This is a genomic window from Brevundimonas sp. FV1ye7S (assembly GCF_058680995.1).
The window spans coordinates 2,513,154-2,529,101 of the sequence record NZ_CM178726.1 but is presented as its reverse complement, the minus strand read 5'-3'; the positions used below and the strand labels follow the sequence as shown (position 1 = coordinate 2,529,101).

The following is a 15,948-nucleotide window of genomic DNA, read 5'->3' as shown; positions in this document are numbered from 1 at the left end:
CTTCCGAAGGCAGGAAGGGGGCGGCGCGCTGCATTGCAGCACGAGCCCTATAGTCGATCACATTCGCGCGACTTTCAATCACGCAATGTTGATATGGGCAAAAAATATCGGGAATCTTTACCCAGGTTTGACCGCCGGGGCGGCGTCAGGCAGGCGCTGCGGGAATTTCACCGCGTCCTGCAGCAGTTTACGGTCCAGAACCCAGGCCGCGATCCCCACCCAGCACACCAGAACAATGGCGTAGGCGCGCTCCCACCAGCCGACATTGTCGTCGTTGACCGTGCCGGGGAAGACGAGGTGTTTTGTAACAACCGTCAGAATCGCCATGATGACAAAAGTGGCGGCCAGGAAGATTTTCAGCCGGGGCACGTCCCGGCGCGACGCCAGCCCCCACAGCAGCAGAACCGGCGCCAGCTGGATGCCCAGGGCCAGATTGATGATCATGTGGCGCGGATCGGGCCAGGGATACAGGGTCGAGGCCGACATGCCCGCCCCGGCCAGGACGAAGACCACGGCGATCACGGCGGCGGCGATCCGCTTTTCCGTCAGGGCGTAGACGGCCAGGCCGAAGCCGATCCCCGCCAGGGCCGCCATCACCCCGGCGACGAAGACCCCGCCGTTGAAGATGATCGGCGCGGGGGCCGTCGTCCCGCCCAGTTCGCTCAGATACTGGGTGGCGTTGTCGAAACCGGGATAGGCGGCGATGGCGGCGGCCACCACCGTCAGGGCCAGAAGCGGTGCGGCCACGCCGATGGCCAGCAGACGCCGGCGGCGGTGATAGCGGGCGGTTGGGCGTCGCAAGGCCGCCAGGTCCACCGGCCAGGGCCGGCCGTCCAGCGGCTTCAGCCCCCACAGGGGGCGGATGGCGGGGATTCGCTTGACGACCTCGAAGACGGCGAAACTGCCCGCGAAGGTGATCAGCAACAGGAACAGGGCTTCCAGCCCGACGGGCAGGCGGGCGGGCCGGATGATCCAGACGGCGGCGACCAGGATGGTCTGGTGCGCCAGATAGAGGGGGAAGGTGGCCTCGGTCAGGTATTTCAGCACCGGTCCGCCGCGCGACCGAAGATGTCTGCTGCCGAAGCCGAGGATGGCGACGATCGTCGCCCACTGGTCCAGGCCATAGACCATGGCCTTGGGCACGCCCCAGAAGGCCCGCCCGCCCGGATGCCAGACCTGGGCCATCATGACCGGCAGGGCGACCGCGGCCAGACCCAGGGCGACCCAGCGATACCGCTCCATGTCGCGCCAGATCGTCTCGCGCCCGACGATGCAGAAGCCGAAGACGAAGGCCCCCAGCGACAGGGCGTGATTGTACCAGTCCCAGTGCAGGATGTTCGTCACCCCGAACCAGGGGAACAGCAGGATGCGGATGGCGATCAGGTAGAGGATCGGCAGGATCAGCACCCGCGGTCCGGCCAGAGCCTTCTCCAGCCACGCGCCCATCTGGTCGATCAGGCCCGGCCGACGCCACAGCAGCACGGTGACGACGCTGTAGGCGGCGATATAGACGATGAACCACAGGTGGTTGACCGGAACCCCGTCGGCCAGGCCGCTCCAGCTGAACTCATGCACCATCCAGGCGGCGAAACCCGCCAGGCCGCTGGGCCAGCCGGCCTTGTCCATCGCCTCGATCCACGACTGGATCGGCACCAGGATCACGGCGCCGAACAGCAGGGGCGGGACCAGTCGCGCGAACCGGGCGCGCGCCACTTCGCGCGGACTGCGCCGGAAGGTCATGAACCGCAGCGCCGCCCCGGACACCAGGAACAGCAGGGTCAGCCGCCAGGGATTGGTGATCAATATGGCTTCGCGCATCCACTCGAAGGTGTGGACGCTGTGCACATGCCAGCCATAGACCCCGTAGACTAGGCCGACATGATACAGGATCAGCAGGCCAAAGGCCCCGACCCGGATCCAGTCCAGATCATAACGGCGCGCGGACGAGGGAGCAGAGGGGGGCACGGCCGCGTCTATGATCCGGTGCGCGGCGTCAGGCAATACGGGTATGATCTGGAGAGGGGTTCGTCAGGCTGCGGCCAGCGGACGCACCCGGATGTCCTGCTCGTGGGCGCGGGCCTTGGCGAGGTCATGCCTGGCCTGCATGCGCACCAGGGTGTCAGCGCTGACACCGAACAGTTTTTCGAAGCGGATGGCCATTTCGGCGGACACGCCCGACCGCCCGTTCAGCAGGTTGCTGGCGGCCTGACGCGTCACGCCGAGCGCCTCGGCCAAGGCCGTGACGCTGAGATTCCGGGGCGTCACAAGCTCGTCCCGAAGCCAGGCGCCCGGGTGGACGGCGAAGGCGGAATGAAGTCGGATAGCCATCAGTGATAATCCTCCAAGTCCATGTCCTCGACCGCGAGGGCGTCGTTGATTCGGAAGGTGAGCCGCCAGTTCCTGGTGAGGGTCAGGGACCAGACGCCCGCGCGATCCCCCGTCAGTCGGTGTGCGCCAAAGTTGGGCGGCGCCAGCAATTCATCTTCTGTGGCGATGGCGTCGAGATAGGCCAGGATATTGGTGATCCGGCCTACCAGCGCGGCGGGCAGACCCTTGGCTTTCCCCGTTTCCGCGAAATGCCGCAGAGCCTTGTGCCTGATGCTTTCGATCTCCAAGTGGCAATGTCAGGTCCGGCGTGATAACTGTCAAGTGACAGTTGACGGATTTCGAGGTTCAGGCCGGCGCCGTGGTCAGCCCCAGGGCCTTCAGCGTCGCGGCGATCGAAGCCTCCTGCTCCGCCTGATAGAGCGCCATCTCATCCAGCACCGACCGGCCCAGGGCCTGTTCGAAATCGGCCTTGGCCGGGTCGACGGCATAGGCTTCGCGCACCTCGGCCCCGAGGTTGGACTGGAAGATGCCGGCCGCGCTGACGGGCAGGAAGTCCTCGTAGGTGATCGGCTCCGCGACGACGTGTCCCAGGGCGATCAGGGCCTCCAGATCGGCGGTCTCGGCGCGGGCCGCCAGGCCCTGGGGCGTCGCGCGATAGCGGAACCAGGCCAGGCCGTCCCGGCGCAGGGCGGCCCAGTCGTCGGGCAGGGCCGAGAAGTCCTTGTTCGCCAGGGCCGCATCGTACAGGGCCCGGCCGACAGGGGTCAGGGCGCAGCCGCGCTGTTCGATCTCGCCGAACCGGGCGGTATGGACGCCCTGGGTCGTCCCGTCCGCGTCGGGGAAGGCGATGGCCTCCTGCAGGGCCTTGAAACTGGTCTGGCGCAACAGGATGGCGCAGGCGCGGTCGGGCGGACCCTCGATCGTCTCCTTGGGCGTGATGCCGCGTTCGGGCATGGCGGCCTGGGCGGCGTCGATGTCGAGCGTGCGCGGGGTCAGGTGGTTGATGTGCGGTCCCTTGAAGCTGACCACGTCGGCGATCAGCCGGTGGGCCGCGACCAGCCGCTCATAGGTTGGTGCGCTGACCGTCGCCTGGGCGTGCCAGCGGAAGGTCTCCAGCAGTTCGGAGACGAACCGGTCGGCCTGATCCTCGTCCAGGCCGCCGGCGGTCTCGGCCGTTTCGATCAGGGTGCGGGCGCCGGGGGTGAAGATGTCGCGCCGGGCCAGGGCGGCGGCGGCCTCCGCCCTCAGGGCCTCGTCCTCGATCAGCTCCATCCGCAGCAGGGAGCAGAAGACCCGGAAGGGATTGCGCGCCAGGGCGGCCGGATCGACCGGGCGGAAGGCCGTCGAATGGACCGGCACCCCGGCGGGCGCCAGATTGTAGTAGCTGACCGGCGCCATGCCCATGACGGCGAAGGCGCGGGCGATGGTGGCCAGTTCATCGGCCGTGCCGACGCGGATGGCGCCGTGACGTTCTTCGGACAGCCGCGCCAGTTCGCCCGAGGCCGCCAGACGGTCCGCCGCCGCCGGATCGGCCTTCAGAACCCCGGCGTTGACCTCGGCCACCAGGGCCAGAAGCTCGCCGTACTGGGGCACCTCGGCCCGGTACATGGCGGACAGGGCGGCCGAGAAACGGCTGCGAATCTCATCGGGCTGGACGAAGTCGGACATGAGGGCTCCCTGGACCTTTTCGCCGTTCCCTACGCCTGTCGGCCGCCGACGCCTAGCCGGCGGCCACAGGACATTTCGCCCGATATCGGGGGATCAGGCCTCGACGCCGACCCCGATGGGGCAGACCACGCCGGTGCCGCCGATGCCGCAATAGCCGGCGGGGTTCTTGGCCAGATAGCCCTGATGATAGGCCTCGGCGTAGAAATACTCGCCCGCCGGTTCGATCTCGGTGGTGATGGTCCCACGCCCCGCCGCCGTCAGGGCCGCCTGATAGGCGTCGCGCGACGCCTCGGCTTCGGCCTGTTGTTCGCCATTCAGGGTGTAGATGGCCGAGCGGTAGGTGGTGCCCACGTCATTGCCCTGGCGCATGCCCTGGGTCGGGTCATGGTTCTCCCAGAAGGCCTTCAGCAGTTCGGCGTAGGTGATCACCTTGGGGTCGAACACCACCTTGACCACCTCGGCATGGCCGGTGCGGCCGGTGCAGGTCTCCTCGTAGGTCGGATTGGGCGTGATCCCGCCCGAATAGCCGGCCGAGGTCACCCAGACGCCCGGCAGGTTCCAGAAGATCCGCTCCACGCCCCAGAAACAGCCCATGCCGAAGATCGCCGTCTGGAACCCGTCCGGATAGGGGCCCTTCAGCGGATGGCCGCTGACATAATGGACCTCGTCGGTCGCCAGCGGCTCGGCGCGGCCGGGCAGGGCGGTCTCTGCGGTGGGCAGTTCCGCGCTTTTCTTGAACAACATCGGGGCTCCTCGGACGAAAAATGACTTCGACGCCTATATGGGGATGTCAGAGGCGCTTGCCGAGGGGGCGAGTGTGTTCTATCAGGCCCGCCTCCCGCCGGATCGACCTCCGGCGGCGCGCAAGACGTGGCGTGAAACGGACAGGTGGCGGAGTGGTCGATCGCGCACGCTTGGAAAGCGTGTGTAGGTGAAAGCCTACCGAGGGTTCGAATCCCTCTCTGTCCGCCACCCCGTAAAAATATCTATTTAAATTCAACATCATAATTCTCCATGTGTCTAACCTTTCCCGTTTAGTTAGACAGATTTGTTCCGCCTTCGTGCTTCAACCAATGCGCTTCATGGCCCCATCCGCGAGGCCGCGACGATTGGCTTCACGCGTGTAGCGCTCGACTTCCTTGAGGCTCTGATGACCCGTGATCGCTGCGATTTCATGAGTCGTGCAGCCAGCTTCTGCCAAACGGCGGGCGGCAGCTTTCCGCAGCCCGTGTGCCGAGCAATGCGGCAAACCGGCGCTGACCGCCGCCTTTTTGATCCAGTTTCCGAAACCCTTCTCACCGTATGGCTTCCCGTCCTTTGTGATCAGAAGCACGACGTGTCCCAGCTTGCTCGCTCCGAGTGACGCTTGAAGTCGGGGGTGTTGGGGAATGTCGATCGGCTGACCGGTCTTTTCTTGACGCACGATGACTCGGTCACCGGCGATCTGATGAATGGTCATCTGCCTCACGTCCGCCGAACGTTGAGCTGTGTGGAGCAGAAGATCGAAGCCAAGCCGCTGTTTGGAACCAATGGGCCATCGGCGCTCGAATTGAGCGACCTCGGCGTCGGTCCAGGTGTGGAAGCCTTCGGCTCGATACTTCAGCATCCGCACGCCGGTTGTCGGATCCGATTGCGCAAAGCCGCGATCTACGGCGAACCGCATGACCGCGCGTAGCACCTTGAGCATGTTGTTGGCGGCGGTTGGACGAGCCGCCAGCTTGTCCATTTGATTCCGGATATGCCTGGGTTCGAGCAGTGCCACCGGATTGTCGCCGTACTTGTCGCGGTAGCGGTCGAAGATGCCCTTGTAGGTCCGCTGGGTGCTCGGTCGCAGCCTCAAGAAATCGGCTGATCCATAGTACGCGACGCCGAGCGCATGGATGGAGCCAGGCTTAGTCCGACTGGACGCCGCCGGCTTCGGCTGCGCCACCGACGCGCCATGATACCAAGCCCACCAATCCTCAGATCCAAACAGAGCTGTAGTTTGAGACTCAGGCAAACCGACGCGGCGATATCGCCACCTGAGCTTGCCTCTGATGTCCCTATAGGAGGAGGTGTGGGGCGGCTTTTTCTTCACGCCGCGTCCCAGGGGTTGTCTTGAGGGTCGGGACCATCCTCGGGCAACGCCCAGAACGCTGTGTCCAGGGCATCTCGATCCCACAGCTTACGACTGTCGATCCGTTTGGCGGCCGGCATTCTTCCTTCGTCAACGAGCTGATCGAACTTGGAGACGCTGATGCCGATATATCGGCTCGCCAAGTCGCGGCTCAGGCCGCGAGGGGGAAGGCTGTTTGGAAAGTCGGGCTGTTTGCGGGACATAGACGGCCATACGTTCTGAGACTGCTGTTCCGATAAGAAAGATTCAGAACGGTCAGTTTGTCAATGTTCGTTCTGATTTTTTCAGGTAAGAGGCGGTATGGCTACAGCGCGTGACATGATCAAAGAGATAGCGGGTGCGATCGGGCGCCCTGAGGCGACGGTCACGTCCTATTACTCCGTGCTGCGCAAAGGCGGACTGATCTCGACTACGGGGCGAGGAAGAAGCGCTCAGCATCTTTCTTCGTTAGATGCTGCCCGCATCCTCATCGTCATGCTGTCCGCCGACTCATTGCAGGAAGGTGAGGCCATCACCCAGCTGGTTGGTGAGCTGCGGCATGAGCGTTTTAATCGGAACATGGAGCTCATCGGCGACATCAAGTTCGAAGACGCTTTGGCTCATATGATCGAGTTCCATGCGGCCTTGCTACATGGGCGTGCACCCCCGGAATGCAGCCTTCTGGGAGACCTTCAGTCGGACGATGTTCAGATCAGGGTCACTGCAACCCACATGCGGGCGGAGATCGTCGTCGAAGAGGAGGAGATCCAGTTCATCGACACGATGATGGAGAACCCAGGCATGACTTATCCCGACGATTGGGAAGGGATCTCCATGAAGGACCGTCTGATCAATAGGGCCATCATGGATGGGATGTCCGTCACCCGCGCGATCGATCAGCTGGCGATCAAGCGGATCGCGGCGGCGATGCCGTAGCGGTCACCATGTCCCGATCACCCATCTCTACGTTCGGTTCGATTTGGCTTAGGCCGCCGACCGGCTGCCGCCGCCCGGTCTCCTCGCGTCCTGGGCCCTCATGAGATGCGAAAGGATGCGAATAGATGCGAATAGATGCGATTCCTTGCCTTCACGGGCGTCGGCGTTTCGTGGCGTCGGAAGGCAAAACAAGGCAAATCAAGGCAATAGCTGCGACGCGCGGTTGGAAGTCTGACCCGCTTTCCTTGATTTGCGTCCTTTTGCCTGCCGTTAGAGGGCAGGATATGCATTCCGATATCAGTTCGCGATGCTCTCCTCTTCGGAATGCGGCTTACTCGCCTTCGGCTCGACGCTCCGCTGACGCGGGGATTAGGGAGGCGGCGGCATGAGCACCGCTCGTCAGCGCGGGCTCCGCGTGGTGCTGAGCAACGAGGAGCACGCCCGCATAAAGGCGCTGGCCGCCGCGACGAAGATGTCGATGGCCGAGGTGGTCCGCCGGCTCACGAAGGGCGTCGAGCTCAAGTCCCGATTGGACGGGGAGCGAGTCGAGGAGATCATCCGCACTAGGGGCGATCTGAATCGCCTGGGCAACCTTTTGAAGCTGTGGCTCGATCAGCGGCCGGGCGAGGGCGCGAGCTCTCAAGAGGTCGCGGCCCTCGCCGAGCAGATCGCCGCCACATCGGAGGAAATCCGTCACAAGGTGCGCGCCCTTTGATCGCGCATCACATCGCGCGCAAGGCCGGGGCTAGCGCCTATACGCGGCTCGGCTGCTATATCCTGGACATCAAACATCCCACCGACGAACAGGCCTTCGACCGGCTCGCTGGCTATGTCGTTGATCGCGTCGGCGGCGGGCATCGGGTGGTCGCCGCGCGGGTGAGCAACTGCGCCGACGACGATCTCGAGATGGCCATCACCGAGATTGAACTGGTGCAGGCCCGGAACACGCGGTCGCAGTCGGACAAGTCCTATCACCTGGTCATCAGTTTCCCCGACGGCGAACGGCCGACCCTGGAGCAGCTGCGTGACATTGAGGATCACCTCGTCGCCGCCATAGGCTTCTCCGAGCACCAGCGGATCTCCGCCGTCCACGACGACACGGACAATCTTCACGTCCATGTGGCGATCAACAAGGTGCATCCGACGACCCTGAGGAATGTCGCCCCCCATCACGACTATCCCAAGCTGATGGCGGCGTGTCGCGAGCTGGAGCTACGCCATGATCTCCTTCTGGATAATCACGGACTGATCAGCGACCAGATCCACAATCTTGGCCAGGAGGCGGAGCCGACGCGGAGGCCGGAACGGGCCAAGACGATGGAGGCGCATTCGGGGCGTCAATCTCTTTCGGGCTGGATCGCGACCCACGCGCGCGATGACATTCTGACGGTCGCTGCCACGGCCTCATCTTGGGAGGTCATTCATGAGGTCTTCGCCCGATACGGTTTGGAGCTTCGGCCAAAGGGGGCAGGGCTTGTCGCCGGCGTGCCGGGCTCAAAAACCTGGGTGAAGGCCAGCAGCATCGACCGGAGCCTATCCGCCAAGGCGCTGACCGACCGTCTCGGCGCCTATAAGGCGCAGTTCTACGACTATGGGCGACCGCAACAGACCTATGACGGCGCCGTCCAGCGCAGCGCCCAGGCCCGCCGTCTGCACGCCGACTATCAGGCGGCCCGCACGGCGGCCGAACGAGGGCGCGCCGCCGCAATGGCCGAGGTCAATACGCGGCACGGCGACTACGCTCAGCGTCTCCGCGAGCATTATCGCAAGGAGAAGGCGGGCATCCGCATAAGACACGACTTGCGAGGGCCGCTGCGCCGCGAAGCCCTCAGTCGCGTCGAAGCGTCCAGAAAGTCGGCCTATGTCGAGCGAGACCGGCTCCTGGCCGATGATCGGGCGGCGGTGAAGGCCGCGCATCCGCTTCCGACCTGGCAGGGGTTTCTGGAGGAGCAAGCATCGCGTGGGGATGAGGCGGCGCTGTCGGCTCTGCGGTCGCGCACGGTTCGCCGGGCTGGCGCCTTTGGCGACATCATCACCGCCGAGGATCTCCGGGCCGTGCAGGACGTCCTGTATCAGCCGCGCATGCCGACCGTCATGCGAAACGGCGATGTGGTCTATCAGACCCCGGACGGCGGCCGTGTCACGGATCGAGCCGCCGAGGTGCGGACCGACACCCTGTCGCGCGAAGCCGTGTTTTTGGCCTTGGCCCTGGCGTCGGATCGCTTCCCCGGCCAGCCGCTTGTTGTGGAAGGCAGTCCTGCCTTCCGGGCGGCGGTCCTCGAAATGTCGGCTCACCCCATCTTCCAGGTGACGTTCGTAGATCCCGCCTTGGAGAAGGCGCGCAGAAGCGTCGCGCACGAGGAAGAGCGGAAACATCCGGCGCCGGAGCCAGTCCGAAGGGCGACCACGCCTATTGCTGAACTGCGAGGTGACGAACGGTTGATCCAGATCGAGAGGGAGCGCGATCACTCACGGGGTCGAAGCGGCCCAGAGCTCAGCCTTTAGGAGCCCGAATGGCAAAGTCACGCCGCGCGAAGAAGGCCGCCCAGTTCACACTCGAACGGGTATTGTCCCACCTCGACAACAAACATCCTGGGCTTTCGCCCGAACTGCGTCAGCGCTTTGGCGGCGAGACCGCCGACCGGCTTTGGCAGCCGCCGGTCAGCCTTGGACAAGCCGTGGGCATCGTGATGTCCACCTACGTCCGACACGAACAAACCGACTACGACACCCTTATGCGGAAGCATAAGCTGTCGCGCGACGAAGCGCGCCTGGTGGTGAAGGCGGAGCATGATGAGCTGCTGAAAGCTTGGTCGAAGGCAAAGGACACCGACTTATGAATGCACCGAGAGGAACTAGTTCGAGTCGATCACGCCGAGCGACACTGCAATTTCAAAAAGCATTTTGGCATCTTTTTTTCGAAGTCGAACCAGGCGCTCGTTATACGCCTTTTCTATCCACTTTTGCTCGTCCTCATCGTCCATGCCGAGGCGATTTTGATAGCATTCCGTCAGCATCAGCTTGATGCTGAAGTCGAAATACTTGGTTACAAATTCGCTGTCATCTCTCGCATCTAACAGCCATTCGGCTTGACGATGACTAAGCTCGACGCGTTCTGTTTGGGCGTTCAGGCTTTCAATAATCACGAGGTGTCGGTCATCGACACCATTCTGATCTGCAATTTCCAGAAGGCGTTTCACGATGCCGCGCCATTCGACTGGATCGTGGCGCACTCGAAATAGCTCACGCTCAGTAGCCACTCAACACGCTCCTCATAGGAGGTTGACCGGAACTCAGTACTTAGCGTGTTTCATATATCGCGATTCTCTAATTGACCGAGTGTCGCTGGATTGGCTTTGACTGTACCTTCTGGAAGCGCTGTCAGGTTGAGTGACTGAGCCGGGCCTGTGGATCGATGTCATTCATCTTGGCTGTGACGATGAGGCTGTACATGCACGCGGCGCGCGGAGCGGACACATCTCGTTGACATCGAGGGGGGCACGGGTTCTATCCCCGCCGTGTCCACCTTTCCCGGAGCGTCGCGGGACCCTTTTAACAACTGAGGTCGGCCGATTCTGTAGGCCAGTCCACCAGCTTAGGGCCCTCGGGCACTTCCCGAATTCGCGACGCCGTACTTAACCCCAGCCCTCTCGCTTGGAGAAAACAGTTGGATTTGTTTGAGCGCGTCGACGCGATCTGTAGGACCCAGAAGACACGTCCGGCCGTGACGCTTGATCTCCCGAAGAAGGCGATCGGCTACAGCCAAGACATCCGGGGCGGCGATCGCCTAAAGGTGCTGACTGGAAGGGAGGAGGCTGTCCGCGCGTTCATCGTCAACCGTCTTGTCCATGAGTTGGGCTATCGCGCCGACCGGCTTCAGCTTGAGCGAGAATATTCCGCAGGCCGCAGTTCCAGCAAGAGCAAGCCTAGGGCGGACCTTATCCTGGAGGATGCCGACGGAGCCGCTTTCTTGTTGATGGAGTTGAAGGATCCGGACAGGTATGAAGCCGACAAGGTGGACATCAAAGGGCAGCTGTTCGCCGTCGCGGGCTTGCACGAGAGTGAAACCGGCAAGCCGGTTCGCTACCTCGTCTACTACACGATTGAGGATCACGCCGGGGTATTGGTCGACAAAGCGATCATCATCGATCGCACGAAATACCTTAGCTACGACGCATGGTCCGATGACGGCCAACCTTCAATCGGCGTGGAGATCCCGGGGAGCTACAATAGGCCACGCCGGACGCCTCTAACAAAGGAGGGCGCCCGCGACCTCGTACACAACTTCTCCATGGCGGAAATCGAGGGCATCGCCAACAACCTCCACAATGTACTCTGGGGTGGTGGAGCGACGGGCGACACTGAGGTCTTCTCGAGCCTGGTCAACCTAATATTGGCCAAGGTGCAGGACGAGTACGACACCCAGACCGGCGAGGACTACAAGTTTCAGGTTTTCGCCCATGGCGATGATCTGGAGGCACCGGAGGAAGTTTTCAAACGTATCAACCAGCTGTACCGGACCGCACTTCAGCGCCAGCTCGGTAAAGAGGGACCGGCGGAGGACCAGTGGGTCGTCAATCGGGAAAAATTTTCACTTAACAAGGTGATGTACACTGTAAATCAGATCGAGCGCTTCTCCTTTATCGACGGGAAGGACAGCCTGACGGGCCGCGACATTCTAGGCGAGTTCTTCGAGCGCATTCAGCGTGACGGCTTTAAACAGACCAAAGGCCAATTCTTCACGCCTCCGCCGATTGTACGGTTCATGCTCTATGCGCTTGAGCTCGACACGCTCGCCGTAGAGGCCCTGAACCGGTCGACTCTTCCCTACATCATCGACCCCTCATGCGGCAGCGCGACTTTCCTTATCGAGGCGATGAGGATGGTCACTCATGAGCTGAAGCGGCGCCGGAAGGGCGACCTCCTGCGCGCTCGCGCGGTGCAGCAACGATTTGATGACCTGCTCATGCCCGATAGCCGCGAGCACAAGTGGGCGCGGGATTTCATCTACGGCGTGGAGCATAATTTCGATCTGGCAACCGCGTCGAAGGTCAACATGATCCTGCACGGCGATGGTTCATCTAACATCTTCCACCAGGACGGCCTGAAACCGTTCCATCATTACGCATGGCCGACGAGCGCGGGTCAGCGGTTGCGTCACACAGAGCGCTCACGCGTCTACGGCGAACGCGATGTGAATGCTCAGTTCGACGTGATCATTTCCAATCCGCCGTTCAGCGTTGATCTCGACCCCGACACGAAGCGATCGCTAGGGGGTAGCTTCATCTTCGGCCAAAAGAAAAACTCCGAGAACCTCTTCATCGAGCGTTACTACCAGCTCCTCCGTGAGGGCGGCCGGCTCGCGGCTGTGCTGCCTGAATCTGTCTTCGACACGACCGAAAACAAGTACATCCGACTTTTTCTGTTTTGGTATTTCGACGTGATTGCCGTTGTCAGCTTGCCGCAACTCGCGTTCGAGCCGTACACCCAAACCAAGACCAGCCTTCTTTTTGCGCGCAAGAAAACAGAGGCGGCGGTCGCCGCCTGGGCCAGTGACTGGAACGACGCCGTCAGCGCCTACGGCAAGCTGCGGACGATCGCGACGAACTGTATCGAGGTATACATCAACGGTCGCAGCCCCAACAGACTGACCTCACTCGCGGGCAAGAGCGAGGGGGATCTCCGCAACGCGATCGAAGCGTTCATTGGCGCTGACGCCGCGCCTCTGGAGGCGGAGACCCTCGCAGAGTTTGTCGCTAGGCGGCGGCTCCTTATCGAGGAGGTCGCGGAGCGGGACTCAGAGCCAGGCGACTTTTTCGGAGCTTGCAACACGGCGTGGGTCTTCGACAGGGTCGCGCGGGCTCATGATAGGGAGCTCTTTGCGGCGGAAGCCACGAGCGTTGGATACAAGCGGAGCAAGCGTGGGGTCAACGTGCAGCCCAACCAGCTGTTCGAGACCGAGGCAGCGCCGCAGGTGCTTGACGTCGAGGCGGTGCGCCGAGAGCTCGAGGACGACGTCGGTCGCGCTAAGGCTCTTGTCGCGGTGCTGTCCGCCAAGGCTGAGCGGGCGAAGTCGAAAGCAAGTGCAGGGCCCGATACCTTGGTCGGGCCATCACTGCCCGATCAGAGGCTGTTGCGAGCCCGCAGCGCCCTAGAGGCCGCCGAAGTCGTCGCGCAGCGCGTCCATGCAGCTCTGACGCGGTTCTACGAGGGCGGCGTCCTCCTCGACGCCTTCAGGGATCGAACCGATCCGGAACTTCGTGCGGTGTTCGATCTTCCCATCATGGCCTCTTACCGCAGCGGGGACATCATCACCTCGCGCGCCCAACCCCAGACGATCCTGGAGACGATGCGTGCTGCCGGCTTGTGGGTGGACCCTTGACGATGCTCCATCGCCTGGCGGCCATCCCGGCTCTGCCACTGACTGCCCGATTCATCAGCCTGGCCAGTCAGAAAAGGCCATTGGCCATCTTCCCTGCCAGCCAACTTCCGCAGGCTCCTATCGGCACCTTCTGCACGCCTGTCGAAGAGGGGAAGGTGCAGGCTGGGCCGCTGGACGAAGAGACAGTCGTTATCGACCTTGAGCACGCGGACTCAGTGGGGAATCTGCGCTTCTGCCCGCTTCAGACCCAAATCGGCTCGACCCGGGTTCGGCTCGAGGACGCCGACATCATTACAACTCGGCTGAGACCCTATCTCAGGAAGACGCTAATCCTGGCCCGGGAACCGGTTCTGGTCAGTCCAGAATGGATTGCGATCAAGGTGGACAAGACTAGGATCAGGCCGAAATTTCTACAGCTGATCCTATTGAGCGATGCCTATGCGCGGCTGGCTGCATGTCTCTCGACAGGCAAACAGCATCCGAGAATTCATGGGGACGTTCTTCTTCGGCTCCAGATCCCCGTCGTCAGTCTGGACGAACAGGATGAGCTCCTGCGTCAGGTTGAGCCCCTTCGCGCGAGGGCGCTGGGTCTGGCGCAATCCGCCGTTCGGCTCGATCGGCTGGTGGACCCGGTTTTCGCCAAGACTTTCGGGCTGCATCCGGCCGAGATCGCTGCGCGACCCTCTCCGCAGATGAAACGGATAGCCTTGTCCAGCATCTCCGCCAATCCTGACGCCCGATTCTCCTGGAGGTACCACGCTCCGGACGTGCAGGAGGCCCGGCGAATCCTAATGGATTGCTCGGCGGGTCGTCTTGGAACTTTCCTGTCCGAACCCGCCGTGCTGGGACATGGGGTGCGCCCCGAAACCGACTACAGCGAAGAGTCAAACGTCAAGTATGTCACGATGGCCGCGCTGCGCGACTGGCGTCTGGATGTGACACCGTGCCCGAAGGTGACAGATACTTACGCCAAGGACCATCAAAGCCGAAGCCTACAGGTTGGCGATGTTCTCATGGCGCGATCGGGCGAGGGAACAATCGGCAAGGTGGCGGTCGTTGAGGAAGAAATTGATGGCCGCTTCGCCGACTTCGTTATCCGCCTGCGACCGGACGAGACCCGGCTTCGGTCGCGATTCCTACGATACGCGCTGACCGGCACCTTCTATCAAAAACTGATCTACGGCGAGAAGAAGGGCCTAGGCAACAATACGAATATATTCCCGTCACAGCTGCACCGTCTCCCGTGGATCGACGTCGATTTAAGGACGCAGGACCAGGTGGTCGAGGAGTTGGACAGCCTGGCTGCGGACTTGAGGAGGTCGGCGCTAGAAGCGGAGTCAATCTATCGCAGGGCCGACGATCTCTTGCTTGCCTGCGCAGAAGGCCAAACGTTTAGGGAGCCGGGATAATGGGGCGTTGCACCTAAGGCGGCGAAAGGCGAACGCTCAGGCTGTCAGGTTAGGAGTGCGAGCGAATAGCTCGTGCTCCGCCCACCGCCCGCGTCTCTCTTCAGCACCCCACGCTGCCCCAAATCGTTCACATCCCGCAGCGCCGTATCCGATGACGTCTTCGCCAGCGCCGCCCACGGCATAGAAATGGCGTCAGTCCTGGGGCGCGAGAAAATAGACCGGCACCAGCGGCAGACGACGGCGCGCCTCGTCGGCCAGCTTGTTGTAGGTCTCCACCCACAAGGTGACGAAACGGCGCGCGTCGATCAGGGTGACGCGCCGGTTCTCCTGATTTCGGGCGTAGTCCTGAGCATCCTTGGTGAAGCCGGCCAGGCAAACATATAGGCCCACATCGCCGGTTGAGAGCGACGCCAAGAAGGACTTCAGGCCGTCACTGTCGACCTTGGACTGCCAGCGCTTCACCTGGACCTTGATGCGCGGCCCGGTGGCGCCGAGCGGGTCGGTGAAGGCGATCACATCGACTCCGCCATCCTTGCCGGGCGGCGAGACCCAAGGAACGTGATAACCCATGCCGCGCAGCAGATCGGCGACCATTTCCTGAAACTCGAACGGGTCACTGGCATGCAGGAAGGCTGAAATCTCGGCCCAGGCATGATCCTCCGCCGCCTCGACCGTGACGCTCAGCTTTTCAGCCGCATCCTCGATCGCCTCGGGTTCGGCGGCAGGGCTGGCCGGCACAGCCAAGGTCGCATCTCTCTCAGCCTTCCAGATGCCGTAGAGGCGGCAAGCCTCCTTGTAGAACGCCTCCGGGCTTTTGAACGCGCTGTGCGCTTTGGCGCCGGCGTCGGTGACGGTCCAGACACCGTCGTCCTTGCGCAACCAACCAGCCTTCACACAGTCCACGGTCGCGAACCGCAGGATCTTCTCGAACCGCTGTCCGCCGGACGGATAAGAACCAGCCTCATAGTCGCTCAGCTTCACTGCGGATCGGACCATGCCGATGGCCGCTGCTGCGTGCAACCCTTCAGGCTCCGCCAACAGCACTTCAAACAGCTTACGCAAAAATTCGCCCGTGCGGGCCCGTGTGATATTCGCCATGACGCCTCCCAGACGGGCTTAGCCTATCGCCG

General features: G+C 62.6%; 15 protein-coding genes, 1 tRNA gene and 1 pseudogene. 7 read left to right on the top strand and 10 right to left on the bottom strand.

Annotated features, from left to right (window positions below; all coding sequences use genetic code 11):
• Window positions 1–117: 117 nt before the first annotated feature.
• The 5 genes from ACW18C_RS12350 to msrA all read right to left on the bottom strand — a co-directional run bounded on the left by ACW18C_RS12350 (window position 118) and on the right by msrA (window position 4,740).
• A complete protein-coding gene (locus tag ACW18C_RS12350; RefSeq protein WP_492071164.1) occupies window positions 118–1,965 on the bottom strand; it encodes an acyltransferase family protein in 1,848 nt (615 codons plus the stop codon).
• A gap of 63 nt (window positions 1,966–2,028) precedes the next feature.
• The gene (locus ACW18C_RS12345) at window positions 2,029–2,328 is read right to left on the bottom strand and encodes a HigA family addiction module antitoxin (protein WP_492071162.1); all 300 of its coding nucleotides are present in this window, start codon (window positions 2,326–2,328) and stop codon (window positions 2,029–2,031) included.
• Window positions 2,328–2,615: a type II toxin-antitoxin system RelE/ParE family toxin gene (locus ACW18C_RS12340; RefSeq protein ID WP_008260460.1), complete on the bottom strand. Its 288-nt coding sequence runs from the start codon at window positions 2,613–2,615 to the stop codon at window positions 2,328–2,330. Before ACW18C_RS12340 ends, ACW18C_RS12345 begins: the two co-directional genes overlap by 1 nt.
• Before the next feature lie 58 nt (window positions 2,616–2,673).
• Window positions 2,674–3,996, bottom strand: coding sequence for a VOC family protein (locus ACW18C_RS12335; protein ID WP_492071161.1), 1,323 nt, complete (start codon window positions 3,994–3,996; stop codon window positions 2,674–2,676).
• Between the two features lie 93 nt (window positions 3,997–4,089).
• Window positions 4,090–4,740: a peptide-methionine (S)-S-oxide reductase MsrA gene (gene msrA / locus ACW18C_RS12330; protein WP_492071160.1), complete on the bottom strand. Its 651-nt coding sequence runs from the start codon at window positions 4,738–4,740 to the stop codon at window positions 4,090–4,092.
• A 138-nt stretch (window positions 4,741–4,878) separates the two neighbouring features.
• On the opposite strand from msrA, the gene ACW18C_RS12325 reads away from it, so the two are divergent.
• Window positions 4,879–4,968 (top strand) — tRNA-Ser (locus ACW18C_RS12325).
• A 94-nt stretch (window positions 4,969–5,062) separates the two neighbouring features.
• Here the strand turns inward: ACW18C_RS12325 and ACW18C_RS12320 are convergent.
• Both ACW18C_RS12320 and ACW18C_RS12315 read right to left on the bottom strand, forming a co-directional pair.
• Window positions 5,063–5,926 carry a tyrosine-type recombinase/integrase gene (locus ACW18C_RS12320; protein WP_492071159.1) on the bottom strand — a complete coding sequence of 288 codons (864 nt, stop codon included), beginning with the start codon at window positions 5,924–5,926 and terminating at the stop codon, window positions 5,063–5,065.
• A 143-nt stretch (window positions 5,927–6,069) separates the two neighbouring features.
• On the bottom strand, window positions 6,070–6,315 hold the full coding sequence (locus ACW18C_RS12315; protein WP_492071158.1) for a MerR family transcriptional regulator: 246 nt from the start codon (window positions 6,313–6,315) through the stop codon (window positions 6,070–6,072).
• Window positions 6,316–6,430: 115 nt separating this feature from the next.
• Here ACW18C_RS12315 and ACW18C_RS12310 point away from each other — a divergent pair, with 115 nt between their 5' ends.
• The 4 genes from ACW18C_RS12310 to ACW18C_RS12295 all read left to right on the top strand — a co-directional run bounded on the left by ACW18C_RS12310 (window position 6,431) and on the right by ACW18C_RS12295 (window position 9,867).
• Window positions 6,431–7,027, top strand: coding sequence for a hypothetical protein (locus ACW18C_RS12310; RefSeq protein WP_492071156.1), 597 nt, complete (start codon window positions 6,431–6,433; stop codon window positions 7,025–7,027).
• A 385-nt stretch (window positions 7,028–7,412) separates the two neighbouring features.
• Window positions 7,413–7,742 carry a plasmid mobilization protein gene (locus ACW18C_RS12305; RefSeq protein WP_492071155.1) on the top strand — a complete coding sequence of 110 codons (330 nt, stop codon included), beginning with the start codon at window positions 7,413–7,415 and terminating at the stop codon, window positions 7,740–7,742.
• Window positions 7,739–9,532, top strand: coding sequence for a TraI/MobA(P) family conjugative relaxase (traI, locus tag ACW18C_RS12300; protein ID WP_492071154.1), 1,794 nt, complete (start codon window positions 7,739–7,741; stop codon window positions 9,530–9,532). Before ACW18C_RS12305 ends, traI begins: the two co-directional genes overlap by 4 nt.
• Before the next feature lie 8 nt (window positions 9,533–9,540).
• Window positions 9,541–9,867, top strand: a complete 327-nt coding sequence (locus ACW18C_RS12295) for a DUF2293 domain-containing protein (RefSeq protein ID WP_492071152.1) — start codon at window positions 9,541–9,543, stop codon at window positions 9,865–9,867.
• A gap of 15 nt (window positions 9,868–9,882) precedes the next feature.
• Here the strand turns inward: ACW18C_RS12295 and ACW18C_RS12290 are convergent, their stop codons facing one another.
• The gene (locus ACW18C_RS12290; protein ID WP_492071151.1) at window positions 9,883–10,287 is read right to left on the bottom strand and encodes a hypothetical protein; all 405 of its coding nucleotides are present in this window, start codon (window positions 10,285–10,287) and stop codon (window positions 9,883–9,885) included.
• Between the two features lie 133 nt (window positions 10,288–10,420).
• Window positions 10,421–10,492, bottom strand: a pseudogene (locus tag ACW18C_RS12285) (transposase domain-containing protein); the annotation flags it as partial.
• Window positions 10,493–10,694: 202 nt separating this feature from the next.
• On the opposite strand from ACW18C_RS12285, the gene ACW18C_RS12280 reads away from it, so the two are divergent.
• Window positions 10,695–13,409: a type I restriction-modification system subunit M gene (locus ACW18C_RS12280; protein ID WP_492071150.1), complete on the top strand. Its 2,715-nt coding sequence runs from the start codon at window positions 10,695–10,697 to the stop codon at window positions 13,407–13,409.
• Between the two features lie 2 nt (window positions 13,410–13,411).
• On the top strand, window positions 13,412–14,818 hold the full coding sequence (locus tag ACW18C_RS12275; protein ID WP_492071148.1) for a restriction endonuclease subunit S domain-containing protein: 1,407 nt from the start codon (window positions 13,412–13,414) through the stop codon (window positions 14,816–14,818).
• A gap of 192 nt (window positions 14,819–15,010) precedes the next feature.
• Here the strand turns inward: ACW18C_RS12275 and ACW18C_RS12270 are convergent, their stop codons facing one another.
• Window positions 15,011–15,916, bottom strand: a complete 906-nt coding sequence (locus ACW18C_RS12270) for a restriction endonuclease (protein ID WP_492071147.1) — start codon at window positions 15,914–15,916, stop codon at window positions 15,011–15,013.
• Window positions 15,917–15,948 lie beyond the last annotated feature (32 nt).